We start from the raw sequence: 13,853 nt of genomic DNA, 5'->3' as shown, positions 1-13,853 counted from the left end.
CCATGCACACCGAACACAACTGGACCCCGGCCTCCTGGCGCGAGCGCCCTGCCCTGCAGCTGCCCAGCTACGCCGACGCCACCGCGCTGCGCGACACAGAGCAGCGCCTGTCCACGCTGCCTGCGCTGATCTTCCCCGGCGAGATCGCACAGCGGCGCACGCGGCTGGCCGCCGTGGCGCGCGGCGAGGCCTTTTTGCTGCAGGGCGGCGACTGTGCCGAGAGCTTCGACGCCTTCGGGCAGGACGCCGTGGAATCGACCTTCCGCGTGATCCTGCAGATGGCCGTGGTGCTCACCTACGCAGCCGCCTGCCCGGTGGTCAAGCTCGGCCGCATCGCAGGCCAGTTCGCCAAGCCGCGTTCCTCGGACATGGAGACGGTGGACGGCGTCACGCTGCCGTCCTACCGGGGCGACATCATCAACGGCAACGCCTTCGACGCCCAGGCGCGCCAGCCCGACCCGGCGCGGCTGCTGACGGCCTATGCCCATTCCACGACCACGCTGAACCAGCTGCGCGCACTGGCCCAGGGCGGCTTTGCCGACCTGCACGAGGTGCACCGCTGGACGGCCGACTTCGTGCGCACCAGCCCGCAGGGGGAGCGCTTCGCGGAACTGGCCAACCGCATCACCGAGTCGCTGGCCTTCATGGAAGCCTGCGGCTTCGATGCCGCGCGCACGCCGCAGCTGCATGCGGTGGAGTTCTACACCTCGCACGAGGCGCTGCACCTGCATTACGAGCAGGCGCTCACGCGTTACGACGCGCGCACCGGCCAGTGGTATGGCGGATCGGCCCACATGCTGTGGCTGGGCGAGCGCACGCGCAGCCTGGACGCCGCGCACGTGGAGTACCTGCGCGGCCTGGCCAACCCCGTGGGCGTGAAGCTCGGCCCCACCGCCAGCGCCGACGACGTGATGCGCCTGCTGGACCGGCTCGACCCGAATGGCGAGCCCGGCCGCACCGTGCTGATCAGCCGCATGGGCAGTGCCAAGGTGCTCGAGGCACTGCCGCCACTGCTGCGCGCCGTGCGCCGCAGTGGCCGCAAGCCCGTGTGGTGCTGCGACCCCATGCACGGCAACACGGTGACCGCGTCCAACGGCTACAAGACGCGCGACTTCGAGCGCATCCTGGCCGAGATGCGCGGCTACTTCGCCGCGCACGCGCAGGAGGGCACGTACGCGGGCGGCCTGCATTTCGAGATGACCGGCCAGGACGTGACCGAATGCCGCGGCGGCGCGCAGGCGCTGACGGACGAAGGCCTCAGCAGCCGCTACCGCAGCGCCTGCGACCCGCGCCTGAACGGCTCGCAGAGCCTGGAGCTGGCGTTCCAGATCGCCGATGTGCTGAAGGCGGCGCGAGCGGGCTCAATCTAAGGTGACGTTCGCCTTCTTGACGAGCGCCGCATAACGCGCGGCCTCGCTGCGGAAGAACTTCGCCGCCTCATCCGGCGACGTGGGCCGGATGGTGTTGCCCTGCCTGGTCATGGCGTCCATCACCTCGGGGCTGGCGTAGGCCTTGACGAGTGCTTCGTGCACGCGCTGCACATCGGCGGCCGGCAGCCTGGCTGGGCCGATCACGGCGAACCAGCCTTCAACGGCGTAGTCGGGCAGGCCCTGCTCGGCGATGGTGGGGATGTCGGGCGCGGCCGCGGAGCGCTGCGCACCACACAGGCCGATGGCCTTGACCGAGCCGCTCTTGATGTGCGCCTGGATCGCCGGCAGCGCGACCACGCCGAACTGCACCTGGCCGCCCAGCAGGTCGTTGACCATGGGCCCCGTGCCCTTGTACGGGATGTGGCGCACCTTGAGCCCAGCCTGCTCGACGAACATCTCGCCGGCCAGGTGGATGATGGTGCCGTTGCCGGACGATGCGTAGTTGAAGTCGTCGGGCCTGGCCTTGATGAGCGCGATGAGCTCCTTCACGTTGCCGGCCGGCACCGACTTGGCCGCCACCAGCACCAGCGGCGTGGCGCCGATCACGCTGATGGGTGTGAAGTCGCTCAAGGTGTCGTAGGGCAGCTTCTTGTAGACGGCGGGGTTGATCACGTGGTTGTTGGACACCATGCCCAGCGTGAAGCCGTCCGGCGCGGCCTTGGCCACGGCCGAGGCCCCCGTCACGCCCCCTGCGCCGGGCAGGTTCTCGATCACCACCGGGTGGCCCAGGGCCTTGCCGATGGCCACCGACGAGGCGCGTGCGATGTTGTCCACGCCCGAGCCCGCGCTGATGGGCAGCACGATGCGCACGGGCTTGTCGCTCGTCTGTGCCAGGGCAGGCCACGCAGTGGCGGCCAACGCGGCGCCAACGCTGGCCAGCACGGTGCGGCGGGTGATGTGGGCGGTGGTGGGGGGGATGTGCATGTTGGTCTCCTCAGGTTCGATCACGTTACACGCGCTCAGGTCGCCACGGCCGGCCTGCGCAAGGCACCGAGCACTTCCTCGGTGTGCTCGCCCACCTTGGGCAGCGGCATGCGCACGCCGGGGCGGCGCCCGCCCATGGTCAGCGGCAGCAGCACGGCTTCGGTCACGCCGCCCTCGTCGGTGGTCATGGGCACCAGGCCGCCGCTCTGCTTGAGGTGCGGGTCGTCGCAGAGCTGCTCGGGCCGCATGATGGGCGCGTAGGGGATGCCGGCGGCCTCCAGCCTGGGGGCCAGTTCCTCGACCTTGTGGTTGACCAGGATCTCGCCCAGTACGGCCAGCAGGTGCGGCCGCACGGCCACGCGCGAGGCGTTGTCGCCGAAGCCGGGCATCTGCAACAGGTCCTCACGCGCCAGCACCTTGCACAGCGTGGCGAACTGCTTGTCGCTCACGGCGCCGATGAAGAGCTGCTCGCCCTCGGCCAGCGTGAACACGTCGTACACGCTCCAGGCCGACACGCGCGAGGGCATGGGCGGCGGCGGCTCGCCGGTCATCAGGTACTGCTGCATGTGCTGGCTCGACAGAAACACGCAGTTCTCGAACAGCGCACTCTGCACCTCCTGGCCGCGGCCCGTGGCGTCGCGCTCGCGCAGCGCGGCCAGCACGCCGATGGCGCCGAACATGCCGCCCATGATGTCGTTGACCGATGTGCCTGCGCGCAGCGGCCGGCCGACCGGGCCGGTCATGTACGACAGGCCGCCCATCATCTGCACCACCTCGTCCAGCGCCAGCCGGTTCTCGTAGGGGCCGGGCAGGAAGCCCTTGTGCGTGACGTAGATGAGCTTCGGGTACAGCCTGGACAACGTGGCGTAGTCCAGCCCCAGTTTCTCCATGAGGCCGGGGCGGAAGTTCTCCAGCACCACGTCGCAGGCGCCCACAAGTTCGGTGGCCGTGGCGCAGCCCTCCTCGGTCGTGATGTCGAGCACGATGCTCTTCTTGTTGCGGTTGAAGCTGCGAAAGAAGCCGATGCCCAGGCCAGGCAGCTTGCGCGTCTTGTCGCCACCGGGTGGCTCGACCTTGATGACCTCGGCGCCCAGGTCAGCCAGGATCATGCCGCAGGTGGGGCCCATGACCATGTGGGTGAACTCGAGGACGCGGATGCCGGCCAGAGGCAGGGGCGTGGTGGGATTCGTCATGACGGTGCGGTCCAGGTGGGTTCAGGCGGGGACGGTGGTGCTGGCAAAGGTCTTGGAGACGCCGGCCTGCCAGAGCGCGCCGTGCAGGCTTTCGCCTTGCAGCCAGCCCGCCACCTTCTGGCGCAAAGCCAGCAGTGCCTCGATGTCGATGCCGGTGGAGATGCCCATGTCGGCCAGCATGTAGGCCAGGTCTTCGCTCGAAGCGTTGCCGCTCGCGCCAGGCGCATGGGGGCAGCCGCCGATGCCTGCCAGCGTCGCGTCGTACCGCGGCACCCCGGTCTGCAGCGCGGCGTAGACGTTGGCCAGCGCCTGGCCCCGCGTGTCGTGGAAATGCCCGCACCAGAACCTGTCGCCCGCCAGCATGCGGGCCTTGCCGAACAGCTCCTGCACGGCCGCCGGGTTGGCATAGCCCACGGTGTCGGCAATGCTCACGCGGTCGGCGCCGGCGTCCAGCAGGGCCTGCATGCAGCGCAGCACCTCGGAAGGCTCGACCCTGCCCTGGATCGTGCAGCCGAACGCCGTGCCGATGCCGCCCTCGATCAGGATCTTCGCGCCCGATGCGTCGCGCGCCGCGCGCATCCTGGCCACCTCGGCCACCACGTCGTCGGGGGTCTTGCGCAGGTTGGCCAGGCTGTGCGCGTGGCTGGCCGACAGCGGGATCAGCATCAGGTGCGCACCGCACGCGATGGCCCTCTCGGCGCCCTGCAGGTTGGGCACGAGCACGGACACCTGCAGGCCGGGCAGCGTTCTGGCGAATGCCACCAGTTCGGCCGTGTCGGCCAGTTGCGGCAACAGCCTGGCGGGGACGAACGAGCCCACCTCGATCTCGCGTTGCCCTGCGGCATGGGCGTCCTGGATCCATTCGATCTTGCGCGCCGTGGGCAGGACCTGCTGGATGCTTTGCAGGCCATCGCGCAGGCCGACTTCGCGCACGACCACGTGGGGTGGTAAAGCTGTCATGGGTGTCTCCGTGGGGCCCCGGCGCCGGTCTGCGCAAGGCACAGGCGCCACTATAGAGTTTCCCAATCGATGGGAGAAGCGATAAGATTTCCGCCTGACAATTCCAAAACGGAAACTCAAAAAATGCGGGATCTGGACCTCGTCAGCCTGCGGCTCTTCGTGGCCGCCTGCGATCACCGCAACCTGGCGCGCGCGGGAGAGCAGGAAAACATCGGCTCGTCGGCCATCAGCAAGCGACTGGCCCAGCTCGAGTCCGCGTTGAACACGCCCGTGCTGCAACGGCACCGCCGCGGCGTCATCCCCACGCCGGCGGGCGAGTTGCTGCTCGAACATGCGCGTGCGCTGCTCGCCGGGTCGGACCGCCTCGCGCGCGACATGGCCGCGTTCGGGCGTGGCATCAAAGGGCAGGTGCGCGTGTTCGCAACCGTTTCCTCCATCGCCGAGTTCCTGCCCGACGACATCGCCTCCTTCATGAGCGCGCCCGAGAACGCCGCCATCCGGGTCGACATCGCCGAGGGGCTGAGCTCGAAGATGGCGCAGACCGTGCGCGAGGGCCTGGCCCCGCTGGGTGTGGGCTGGGATGCCGTCGACCTGGGCGAACTGCAGTCACGCCCGTACCGCAGCGACCATCTCGCCATCGTGGCGCATCCCGCGCATCCGATCGCCAAGTTGCGCCAGTGCGCGTTCGTCGAGACCTTGCAGTACGAACACGTGGGCCTGCCCGCGCCGACCGCCGTGCACACCATGCTGGCCCGTGCAGCGGCCATCCTCGGCATGCCGCTGAACTACAGGGCCGTGGTTTCCACCTTCGATGCCAGTCTCCGGTGCGTGCGCGCCGGGCTGGGCATCGCCGTCGTGCCGCGTGAAGTCGTCGAGCCCGCCATGCGCCACGATGCGTTCCGGGTGATCCCGCTGACCGACGCCTGGGCGAGGCGACGCTTCATCATCTGCTACAAGGACGAAGCCACCCTGTCGCCCGCGGCCCGCATGCTGCTGGAGCACCTGGAGCGGACGGGGCGGTCGGCTTCAGAAGCAGCCGAACCAGGCCCTGGCTGACCGGGCGCTGCGCGTCAAGCGGCCGGCGTTCGCACCCGCGCCAGCACGCGCCGCGCCTGCAGCACCACGGGCAGATCCACCATGCGCCCGTCGATCTGCACGGCCGCCCCGCCCGCTGCGGCATCGGCTGCCACCACGCGCGCGGCCCAGTCGGCCTGCTGCGGTGTGGGGGCCAGGGTCTCGTGCACCACGGCCACCTGGCGCGGGTGGATGCACAGCTTGGCGCCGAAGCCCAGGCGCAGCGCGCGGCGCGTGTCCTCGCGCAGGCGCGCGTCGTCCTGGATGGCCACGGTCACGCCGTCGACGGCGGCGGCCAGCCGGTTCAGCCGCGTGGCCATGGCCACGGCAAAGCGCAGCGGCAACAGCTCGGCCTCGTCGTCGGCGCACACGATGCCGGTGTCGGCCATGAAGTCGATGTGGCCCACCACGAGACGCAGCACGCCGGGCACGGCCGCGATGGCGGGCACGGCGCTCCAGCCGGCGGCGCTCTCGATCAACGGCAGCACAGGCACGGCGGGCAGCCGTTCCTGTACGGCCCGCAGCGCCTCGGCAGATTCGGCCTTGGGCACCATGACGCCGGCCGGCGCCTGCAGCTGCGTGAACCACTGCAGGTCGTCCTGGCCGAGCGGCTGGTCCAGGCTGTTGACGCGCACGACCAGCGGCACGCCCAGCGCCTGCAGTGCCGGCCAGGCCTGGGCGATGGCCGCGCGCGCGCCAGCCTTGTCGGCGGCCGGCACGGCGTCCTCCAGGTCGAGCACGATGACATCGGCGCCGCTGGCCGCGGCCTTCTCGAAACGCTCGGGCCGGTTGCCGGGCACGAAGAGGAAACTGCGGGCGTCGGCCAGCGCGTGGGGAGTGGTCATGGTCATGGGGCCAGGTGTTGCAGCATCAGCTGACGCAGCACGTGCAGCTTGCCGGTGAAGAAATGGTCGGCACCGGGCAGCACGACCACAGGTTGCACTTGCGCTCGCGCCCAGTCCAGCACGTGGGCGAGGGGCACGACCTCGTCGCGCTCGCCATGCACGACCAGCGCATCGTCGATGGCCTGCGGCGTGTCGAAATGGCGGCCGCTCTGCACGGTGCCGAAGGGCATGCCGGCCAGCCCCACGCGCCAGGCCGGCGCGCCACGCGCGGCCAGGGCATGGGCCACGCGCGCCTGCACGTAGGCGCCGAACGAGAAGCCCAGCAGCGCGAGGCGCTGGCCAGGGTGGGCCGCACGCAAGGCTGCGCACAGGGCCAGCATGTCCTCGCTCTCGCCCTGCCCTTCGTCGTGCGTGCCGGCGCTGCGGCCCACGCCGCGGAAGTTGGGCCGCGCGACCAGCCAGCCCGCGTCGCGCAGCGCGCGCGCCAGCAGCTGCGGGATCTTGTGCTGCGCATGGCCGCCCATCAACGGCTGCGGGTGCGTGACGACGGCGATGCCGGCGGGCTCGGCATCGGGCCGGTCGAACAGCACTTCCAGCGGCCCGGCCGGGCCGTCCAGCAAGTGCGCGCCACTGGCGAGGGCTGGGTCAATGTGCATGGCAGTCACGGAAGTCATTTCTTGCCGCGCATTCTCAAGCGTGTTCCTTCAAACCGCCTGCTCGGCACGCAGCTTCTCGATGGCGCCAGGCGACCAGCCCAGCTCGCGCAGGATGGCGTCGGTGTGCTGGCCCAGGCCAGGCACCGCATCCATGCGCGGCGTGAAGGCCGCGTTGGCGCCCGGCGGCAGCATGGCAGGGATGGGGCCGTTGGGCGTGGCGACCTCGGTCCAGCGCTCGCGCGCCTTGAGCTGGGCGTGGGACCACAGGTCGTGCATCTCGTTGACGCGGGCGTTGGCGATCTGCGCCTCTTCCAGCCGCTCGACCACCTGGGCACTGCTCAGAGGCTGGAAGCTCTCGACGATCAGCGCGCGCAGCGCATCGCGGCGGGCCACGCGCTTGGAATTCGCATTGAAGCGCTCGTCGGTCGCCAGCTCGGGCTGGCGCAGCACCAGCTTGCAGAAAGCCGCCCACTCGCGCTCGTTCTGCAGGCCCAGCATCACGGTGCCGCCATCGCCCGCCGGGAATGGGCCGTAGGGGTAAATGGTGGCGTGCGCGGCCCCAGCGCGCGGTGGCGGCTGCGCGCCGTCGAACGCGTAGTACATGGGAAAGCTCATCCACTCGGCCATGCTCTCCAGCATGGACACGTCGATGCGGCTGCCCTTGCCGGTCTTGCCCCGCTGCAGCAGCGCCGACAGGATGCCCGTGTACGCATACATGCCGGCCGCGATGTCGGCGATGGAGCAGCCGGCCTTGGCCGGCGCGTCGGCCGAACCGGTGACCGAGAGGAAGCCCGACTCGGCCTGGATCAGCAGGTCATAGGCCTTCTTGTCGCGGTAGGGGCCGGGCTGGGCCGGGTCGTCGCCGTAGCCCGAGATGTCGCAGACGATGAGCTTCGGATGCTTCTCGTGCAGCGCCTCGAACGACAGGCCCAGCCGCGCGGCCGCGCCCGGCGCGAGGTTCTGCACCAGCACGTCGGCCCGCTCCAGCAACTGGGCCAGCACCTTCTGCGCGTCGGCATGCTTGACGTCCAGCGTCTGGCTTTCCTTGGAGCGATTCGTCCAGACGAAATGCGAGGCCATGCCTTGCACGCGTTCGTCATACGCCCGCGCGAAGTCGCCCACGCCGGGGCGCTCGACCTTGATCACGCGCGCGCCCAGGTCGGCGAGCTGGCGGGTGCAGAACGGCGCGGCGATGGCGTGCTCCAGGGTGACGACGGTGATGCCGTCCAGGGGGCGGGTCATCGCGTGCTCCTCAATACGACTTCGGCAGGCCGAGGATGTGCTCGGCCACGTAGCTGAAGACCATGTTGGTGGAGATCGGCGCCACCTGGTAGAGCCGCGTCTCGCGGAACTTGCGCTCCACGTCGTATTCGCAGGCGAAGCCGAAGCCGCCGTGCGTCTGCAGGCAGACGTTGGCCGCCTCCCAGCTGGCCTTGGCCGCCAGATGCTTGGCCATGTTGGCGGCGGCGCCGGCGTTCTGGTGTGCGTCGATCTTCCTGCAGGCTTCCCAGCGCATGAGGTTGGCGGCTTCCAGCTCGATCAGCGACTCGGCGATCGGGAACTGCACGCCCTGGTTCTTGCCGATCGGGCGGCCGAAGACCACACGCTCGTTGGCGTACTTGGTGGCGCGGTCGATGAACCAGTAGCCGTCGCCGATGCACTCGGCCGCAATCAGCGTGCGCTCGGCGTTCAGGCCGTCCAGCAAGGTCTTGAAGCCCTTGCCTTCGGGGCCGAGCAGCGCATCCTCGGGCAGTTCCAGGTGGTCGAAGAACAGCTCGTTGGTCTCGTGGTTGACCATGTTCAGGATGGGCCGCACCGTGAGGCCGTTGCCGGTGGCCTGCTTCAGGTCGACCAGGAAGCAGCTCAGGCCCTCGGAGCGCTTTTGCACCTGCTCCAGCGGCGTGGTGCGCGCCAGCAGGATCATCATGTCGCTGTGCTGGATACGCGAGATCCAGACCTTCTGGCCGTTGACGACCCAGCGGCCGTCCTTCTTCACGGCCATGGTCTTGAGCCGGGTGGTGTCGCTGCCGGTCGTGGGCTCGGTCACGGCCATGGACTGGATGCGCAGTTCACCGCTGGCGATCCTGGGAAGGTACTGCTGCCGCTGCGCGTCGGTGCCGCTGCGCACGATGGCGTTCATCACGTACATCTGCCCATGGCAGGCGCCCGAGTTGCCGCCCGAGCGGTTGATCTCTTCCATGATGACCGAGGCCTCGGCCATGGACAGGCCCGAGCCGCCGTACTCCTGGGGGATCAGCGCGGCCATCCAGCCGGCCTGGGTGAGCGCCTGCACGAACTCCTCGGGGTAGCCGCGCGCCTCGTCGATCTTGCGGTGGTATTCGTCGGGGAACTGCTTGCACAGCTGGCGCACGGCGTCGCGGATTTCCTGGTAGGCGTCGGTTTCGTTGAGCATCTTGGTCTCCGGATGGTTCGGCACAGCGTTGCAGTGGCGTCCATCGCCAGGTGGGCGTCTTCGGTGCGGGCCCAGAGCTTCACGGGCCCGGCGTCTTCCTGGCGGCCGCAGACGACGAAGCCGTGCACGATCAGGCCGGGGTAGCCCTCGACCTCGGTCACATCCTTGCGGTCGTCGTGGATGCGGTGGCCGTTGAAGGTCAGCGCGGAATAGCGGAACAGCAGCACGTCGTCGGGAACGATGCGGCGCACCCAAGGGGCGTCGACGGGGGCCGGCGTCGGCGCGGGCGCGGCCTCGCGAGGGGCGTGCATGTCGCGGTAGACGATGTCGTGCTCTTGCAGGATCGCCAGCTCGCCATCGCCGCGGATTTCGTGGTTCACCTTGACGAAGACCAGCGCCCCGGTGCGGCCGATCCAGCTGCGCAGGTGGTCGATGTCCAGGCCCATCGGGCACGTCTCCTCGTGTGTGTGGGGTGCAGGCGGGCATGCGCTGCAGGCCGGCTGGATTCTGCGGGGCGGCGCGCTATTTGTGAAATACTGATTCCAGCTAGTCGCTAGATGCATTTCAACTAGCCCCCGGGGGCACCATGGAACTGAAGCAACTGCGCAATTTCGTCGGCATCAGCGAGGCCGGCAGCCTGCTCAAGGCATCCACACGCCTGCATGTGGCCCAGCCCGCACTGGGCCAGCAGATCGCCGCGCTCGAGCACGAGCTGGGCGCGCAATTGTTCGAGCGCTCCAGCCGCGGCATGGCGCTGACGGCGGTGGGCAGCGTGTTCCTGGAGCATGCCCGCGTCGTGCTGGCCGATGCCGAGCGCGCCCGCGCGGCCGTGCAGGAAGCGATCTCCGAACCGCACGGCGAGGTGGCGATCGGCCTGCCGACCACCGTGGCGCTGGTGGCCACGCTGCCCATCCTGCGCGCCTGCCGCGAGCGGCTGCCGCGCGTGCGCCTGAAGCTGGTGGAGGCCTACAGCGGCTTCCTGCGCGAGTGGTTGCAGTCCGGCCGGCTGGACGTGGCCCTGCTGTACGGCGAGGCGCCGGAGCCTGGCCTGGCCAAGCTGCCGCTGCTGGACGACCGGCTGGTGCTCATCACCCATGCCGGCAACACGCGTATGCCCAAAAAGCTCACGCTGCAGGCGCTGGCCAAATGGCCGCTGGTGCTGCCGGGCCGCGAACACGGGCTGCGCAAGATCATCGACGAGGCCTGCGCACCGCTGGGCGTCGCACTGGACGTGGTGGCCGAAATCGAATCGCTGGGCAGTGTGAAGCGCGCGACGGAGGACGGCATCGGCAGCACCATCCTGCCGGCCGGCGCTGTCGCCGAGGAAGTGACGGCGCAGCGCCTGCGCACCGCCGTCATCGACAGCCCCGGCATGACGCGCCGCCTGGTGCGGGCCACCAGCCTCACGCGGCCGCAGACGGTGGCGACCGCGGCCGTCAACGAATTGATCGTGCGCGTGCTGCAAGAGATGACGGCCTGTGGCGCATGGCCAGCACGCTGGCTGGGTGCGCATGCTCCTGCGTCTTCGTCTGCCGGATGACATGCGCCCGCGTCGATGCCGCGCACGCGGGGCCTGCCACCTGCGGCAGCATCTCGCTGGCGCTCTGGACCATGCACGCCGGGGCTGCTTCGTGCGTGGTCAGCGGTGTGGTCACGCTGGGGCTGCTGCCCAGCACCATCGGTCTGCTGACCAGCGCGTTGGTTGCCACCGTGGCGCAGCAGTACCCGACCGTGCGCATGCGTGTGACCATGGGCTACACATGCACGCTGCGGCGCTGGCTGGCATCGGGCGAAGTCGACGCCGCACTGCTGTACGGCAGCGAGCGCTCGGCAGAGATCCAGACCACGCCGCTGCCGAGTGCGCCGCACGGCATCCGCGCGCAGTTGGACCCGCCCCTGGTGCGCAGCATCGTGCTGACCACGCCCGAGAACCGCCCGAACGGCCTGCAAAGGCGCCAGCACCTGCCTCAGGCCCGATGCCCCATCCGGCTCCAGCCGTCAGGGCGCGCTGCCATCAGCGCGCCGCGCTCGCAGACCTGGTCGAAGAAACGATCGTGGCGCACGGCCTTGCCGTTCGGCGCCACGTCCAGGTCCATGTGCAGACCCGCGGCGAAGCGTTTGGCAGCATCCGATTTGGGTGCGGTCGTCGGGCGGGTTTGCGCGTGTTGCAAGTCGTGCTGGAGCATGCGGCCATGCTGCCACCTGCGCTTGCCCGCGACGTCGGCGTGCGGCGCTTGCGCACGTCGGCAGACACCGCACCGCATGCCCCTCACTTGGCCACAGCGGGCGCCGCACCTGCCTGCCCCATCGGCGCGATCAGCTGCAACTGATCGGCCGTGATCGGGGTCGCCAGTGGCGTGCTGGCGGTGGTGGTCAGCAGCTCGGGGTGGTACTTGGCCATCTGCGCGCCGTACAGCGGCTTGTGCGCGCCCTGGTGGCAGGTGGCGCAGTTGACCTTGGCGACATCGCCGCCAGGCCCCAGCCGGTTGACCGGGAAGTCCTTGGTCAGCGGCACCAGGAACTCCAGGTTCAGTGCGCGCGTCATGCGGATGCCGTGGTACGCGGCCAGCCGCGGCGGCGAGGCCTCGCCGTCCCAGCTGGAGAAGCTGCGCGTGTTGTGGCACTGGGTGCAGTTCACCCCGAGCGACTTGCTCATGTGCATCATGAGCCCGTAAGTCCACTCCGTCTGCTTGATCGACTGCTTGTTGCCCGCAGGCAGTGCGGTGGTCGCAGCCACACGGATGTTGTGGTCCTCCAGCAGGAACGGCGTCAGCGGGTCGAACGGCAGCGAGCTCAGCCCCACCGTCTCGACCGGCTTGTTCTGCCCGGCCCTGTTGCCGGCGAACGTGTTGGCGCGTGGCTCCTGCAATGGCTGGAACCAGACTTCGGCCGGCACCTGCTGCCCGCGGTGGCAGGTGAAGCAGGTCACGCCCGTATTGCCCACGTGCGGCTTCCACTGCTCGTTGATCTTCTGCGTCATCAGCAGCATGCGGCGCGACACGACCTTGGTGTAGAGCGAGTCGTCGGCAAAGTTGGCCGGGTTGTGGCAGGCCACGCAGCCCTGCCCGGGCGTGACCCAGTTGGTCATGGCCGTCATGGTGCGGGCGAACTCGGCCACGCTCAGGTGCCCCAGCACCTTCACGTTCTGGTAGACCTGCCCGGCCTTGGGGCCCTCCGGCGAAGCCGCCGGCAGCGGCTCGGGCGCCACGTTCTTCGGGGCCTGCGCCGCCAGCGTGGCCGGGTTGTAGACCTGCACCATGCCCGTGCCGCGGGGGCCACGCTGCACGCTCTCGGGCGGCGGTTTCTCGCAGGCCACCAGCACCAGGGCTGCGGCGAGCATGGCGGCAATGCGCCCAGTGGGCAGCCGGCGGTTCATCGCACACCTCCGATCAGCGGGTCGACCACCGGCGGGAACACCGGCACATAGCTGGGCGCCACGCCGTGCTTGACGGCCCACAGGAACCAGTTGTCCACCACGGTGCCGGTGAGCAGGATGCCGATGCCGCCGGTCAGCGGGCACAGCACCGCGAACCACCAGGCCCAGCGGTGGATGGACTCCATCGTGGCGTTGAAGCCCATGGTCCAGCGCCAGAACAGGGCGGCACGCTCGCTGGCCGTGCCGCGGTCGGTGATCTGCTCGATCTCGCGCTCGCCGCCGAAGCGGCTCACCGCCAGGATGGTCGCGCCGTGCATCGCGAACAGCAGCGTGCTGCCGTACAGGAACGCGATGCTGAGCATGTGGAACGGGTTGTAGAACAGGTTGCCGTAGCGCAGCGAGAACGCGGCCGTCCAGTCCAGGTGCGGAAAGATGCCGAAGGGCACCGCTTCGCCGAAGCTGCCCATCAGCAGCGGGCGGATGAAGCCCAGCACCAGGTACAGCCAGATCGCCGCGGCGAAGGCCCAGGCCACGTGCGTGCCCATGCCCAGCTTGCGCGCGCGGCGGTACATGCGCACCCACCACAGCAGGATCGAGGTGGTGAGGAACAGGCCCGCCATCAGCCACCAGCCGCCTTCGTTGAGCGGCGGCAGGTGCAGCCCATAGCCCGGGGGCGGCGGCTCCAGCGCCAGCCAGGGCAGCTGGCGCACGAACTGGATCGGGTCCCAGTTCACCGAGGCCAGCATGTTCAGCCCGATGATCTCGATCGCGATGAAGCCGCACAGCAGCGACAGCAGGCCCAGGTAGCCCAGGTAGATCGGCCCGATCTGCGCATCGCCGAGCCGCCCGAACAGGTGCACGTGGGTCGGCGTGCCGACCCGCTCGCTGTCCTTGCGGCCGAGCGAGATGCCCGGGTACGAGGGCGCGTGGACCTGCACGCTGGTGAAGAGGTTCTGGTATTCGGCCATGTTGTTCTCCTCTA

General features: G+C 69.6%; 13 protein-coding genes and 2 pseudogenes. 4 read left to right on the top strand and 11 right to left on the bottom strand.

The window, feature by feature from the left end; all coding sequences use genetic code 11:
* Positions 1 to 2 precede the first annotated feature (2 nt).
* Positions 3 to 1,370 carry a class II 3-deoxy-7-phosphoheptulonate synthase gene (locus ASF43_RS15955; RefSeq protein WP_056182954.1) on the top strand — a complete coding sequence of 456 codons (1,368 nt, stop codon included), beginning with the start codon at positions 3 to 5 and terminating at the stop codon, positions 1,368 to 1,370.
* Here ASF43_RS15955 and ASF43_RS15950 read toward each other — a convergent pair.
* Genes ASF43_RS15950 through ASF43_RS15940 form a run of 3 tightly spaced genes read right to left on the bottom strand, consistent with a single transcriptional unit; the run spans position 1,362 to position 4,507 of the window.
* Complete coding sequence (locus ASF43_RS15950) at positions 1,362 to 2,354, bottom strand: tripartite tricarboxylate transporter substrate binding protein (RefSeq protein WP_056183477.1); 993 nt, start codon at positions 2,352 to 2,354, stop codon at positions 1,362 to 1,364. The two genes, ASF43_RS15955 and ASF43_RS15950, sit on opposite strands and share 9 nt — an antisense overlap.
* 35 nt (positions 2,355 to 2,389) lie before the next feature.
* A complete protein-coding gene (locus ASF43_RS15945) occupies positions 2,390 to 3,547 on the bottom strand; it encodes a CaiB/BaiF CoA-transferase family protein (RefSeq protein WP_056182951.1) in 1,158 nt (385 codons plus the stop codon).
* A gap of 21 nt (positions 3,548 to 3,568) precedes the next feature.
* Positions 3,569 to 4,507 (bottom strand): hydroxymethylglutaryl-CoA lyase, encoded by a 939-nt coding sequence (locus tag ASF43_RS15940; RefSeq protein ID WP_056182950.1) that lies wholly within the window; start codon positions 4,505 to 4,507, stop codon positions 3,569 to 3,571.
* A gap of 123 nt (positions 4,508 to 4,630) precedes the next feature.
* Between ASF43_RS15940 and ASF43_RS15935 the strand changes: the two genes are divergently transcribed.
* On the top strand, positions 4,631 to 5,563 hold the full coding sequence (locus ASF43_RS15935) for a LysR family transcriptional regulator (RefSeq protein ID WP_056182947.1): 933 nt from the start codon (positions 4,631 to 4,633) through the stop codon (positions 5,561 to 5,563).
* A 14-nt stretch (positions 5,564 to 5,577) separates the two neighbouring features.
* Here the strand turns inward: ASF43_RS15935 and ASF43_RS15930 are convergent, their stop codons facing one another.
* The 5 genes and pseudogenes from ASF43_RS15930 to ASF43_RS31765 form a co-directional block, all read right to left on the bottom strand.
* On the bottom strand, positions 5,578 to 6,426 hold the full coding sequence (locus tag ASF43_RS15930) for a CoA ester lyase (protein ID WP_235578257.1): 849 nt from the start codon (positions 6,424 to 6,426) through the stop codon (positions 5,578 to 5,580).
* 2 nt (positions 6,427 to 6,428) lie between these two features.
* Positions 6,429 to 7,082, bottom strand: coding sequence for an alpha/beta hydrolase (locus ASF43_RS15925; RefSeq protein ID WP_056182941.1), 654 nt, complete (start codon positions 7,080 to 7,082; stop codon positions 6,429 to 6,431).
* 48 nt (positions 7,083 to 7,130) lie between these two features.
* Positions 7,131 to 8,324, bottom strand: coding sequence for a CaiB/BaiF CoA-transferase family protein (locus tag ASF43_RS15920; RefSeq protein WP_056182937.1), 1,194 nt, complete (start codon positions 8,322 to 8,324; stop codon positions 7,131 to 7,133).
* A gap of 10 nt (positions 8,325 to 8,334) precedes the next feature.
* The gene (locus ASF43_RS15915) at positions 8,335 to 9,495 is read right to left on the bottom strand and encodes an acyl-CoA dehydrogenase family protein (RefSeq protein WP_056183475.1); all 1,161 of its coding nucleotides are present in this window, start codon (positions 9,493 to 9,495) and stop codon (positions 8,335 to 8,337) included.
* Between the two features lie 23 nt (positions 9,496 to 9,518).
* Positions 9,519 to 9,905, bottom strand: a pseudogene (locus ASF43_RS31765) (acyl-CoA dehydrogenase); the annotation flags it as partial.
* Between the two features lie 176 nt (positions 9,906 to 10,081).
* Here ASF43_RS31765 and ASF43_RS15905 point away from each other — a divergent pair.
* Together ASF43_RS15905 and ASF43_RS31760 are read left to right on the top strand one after the other, a co-directional pair.
* Positions 10,082 to 11,035, top strand: a complete 954-nt coding sequence (locus ASF43_RS15905; protein ID WP_056182931.1) for a LysR substrate-binding domain-containing protein — start codon at positions 10,082 to 10,084, stop codon at positions 11,033 to 11,035.
* Positions 10,981 to 11,382, top strand: a pseudogene (locus tag ASF43_RS31760) (LysR substrate-binding domain-containing protein); the annotation flags it as partial. The gene ASF43_RS15905 and the pseudogene ASF43_RS31760, both read left to right, overlap by 55 nt.
* Positions 11,383 to 11,462: 80 nt before the next feature.
* On the opposite strand, the gene ASF43_RS31755 reads toward ASF43_RS31760, so the two are convergent.
* The 3 genes from ASF43_RS31755 to pufM form a co-directional block, all read right to left on the bottom strand.
* Entirely contained in the window at positions 11,463 to 11,681 is a 219-nt protein-coding gene (locus tag ASF43_RS31755; protein WP_056182928.1) for a hypothetical protein, read from the bottom strand.
* Between the two features lie 83 nt (positions 11,682 to 11,764).
* A complete protein-coding gene (gene pufC, locus ASF43_RS15895) occupies positions 11,765 to 12,871 on the bottom strand; it encodes a photosynthetic reaction center cytochrome PufC (RefSeq protein WP_082497885.1) in 1,107 nt (368 codons plus the stop codon).
* Positions 12,868 to 13,839 (bottom strand): photosynthetic reaction center subunit M, encoded by a 972-nt coding sequence (gene pufM, locus ASF43_RS15890; protein ID WP_056182925.1) that lies wholly within the window; start codon positions 13,837 to 13,839, stop codon positions 12,868 to 12,870. Before pufM ends, pufC begins: the two co-directional genes overlap by 4 nt.
* Positions 13,840 to 13,853 lie beyond the last annotated feature (14 nt).

Source organism: Pseudorhodoferax sp. Leaf267, assembly GCF_001422405.1.
GTDB lineage: Bacteria > Pseudomonadota > Gammaproteobacteria > Burkholderiales > Burkholderiaceae_C > Pseudorhodoferax.
The sequence above is the reverse complement of the archived record's forward strand: the minus strand, read 5'-3'. Positions and strand labels throughout refer to the sequence as shown.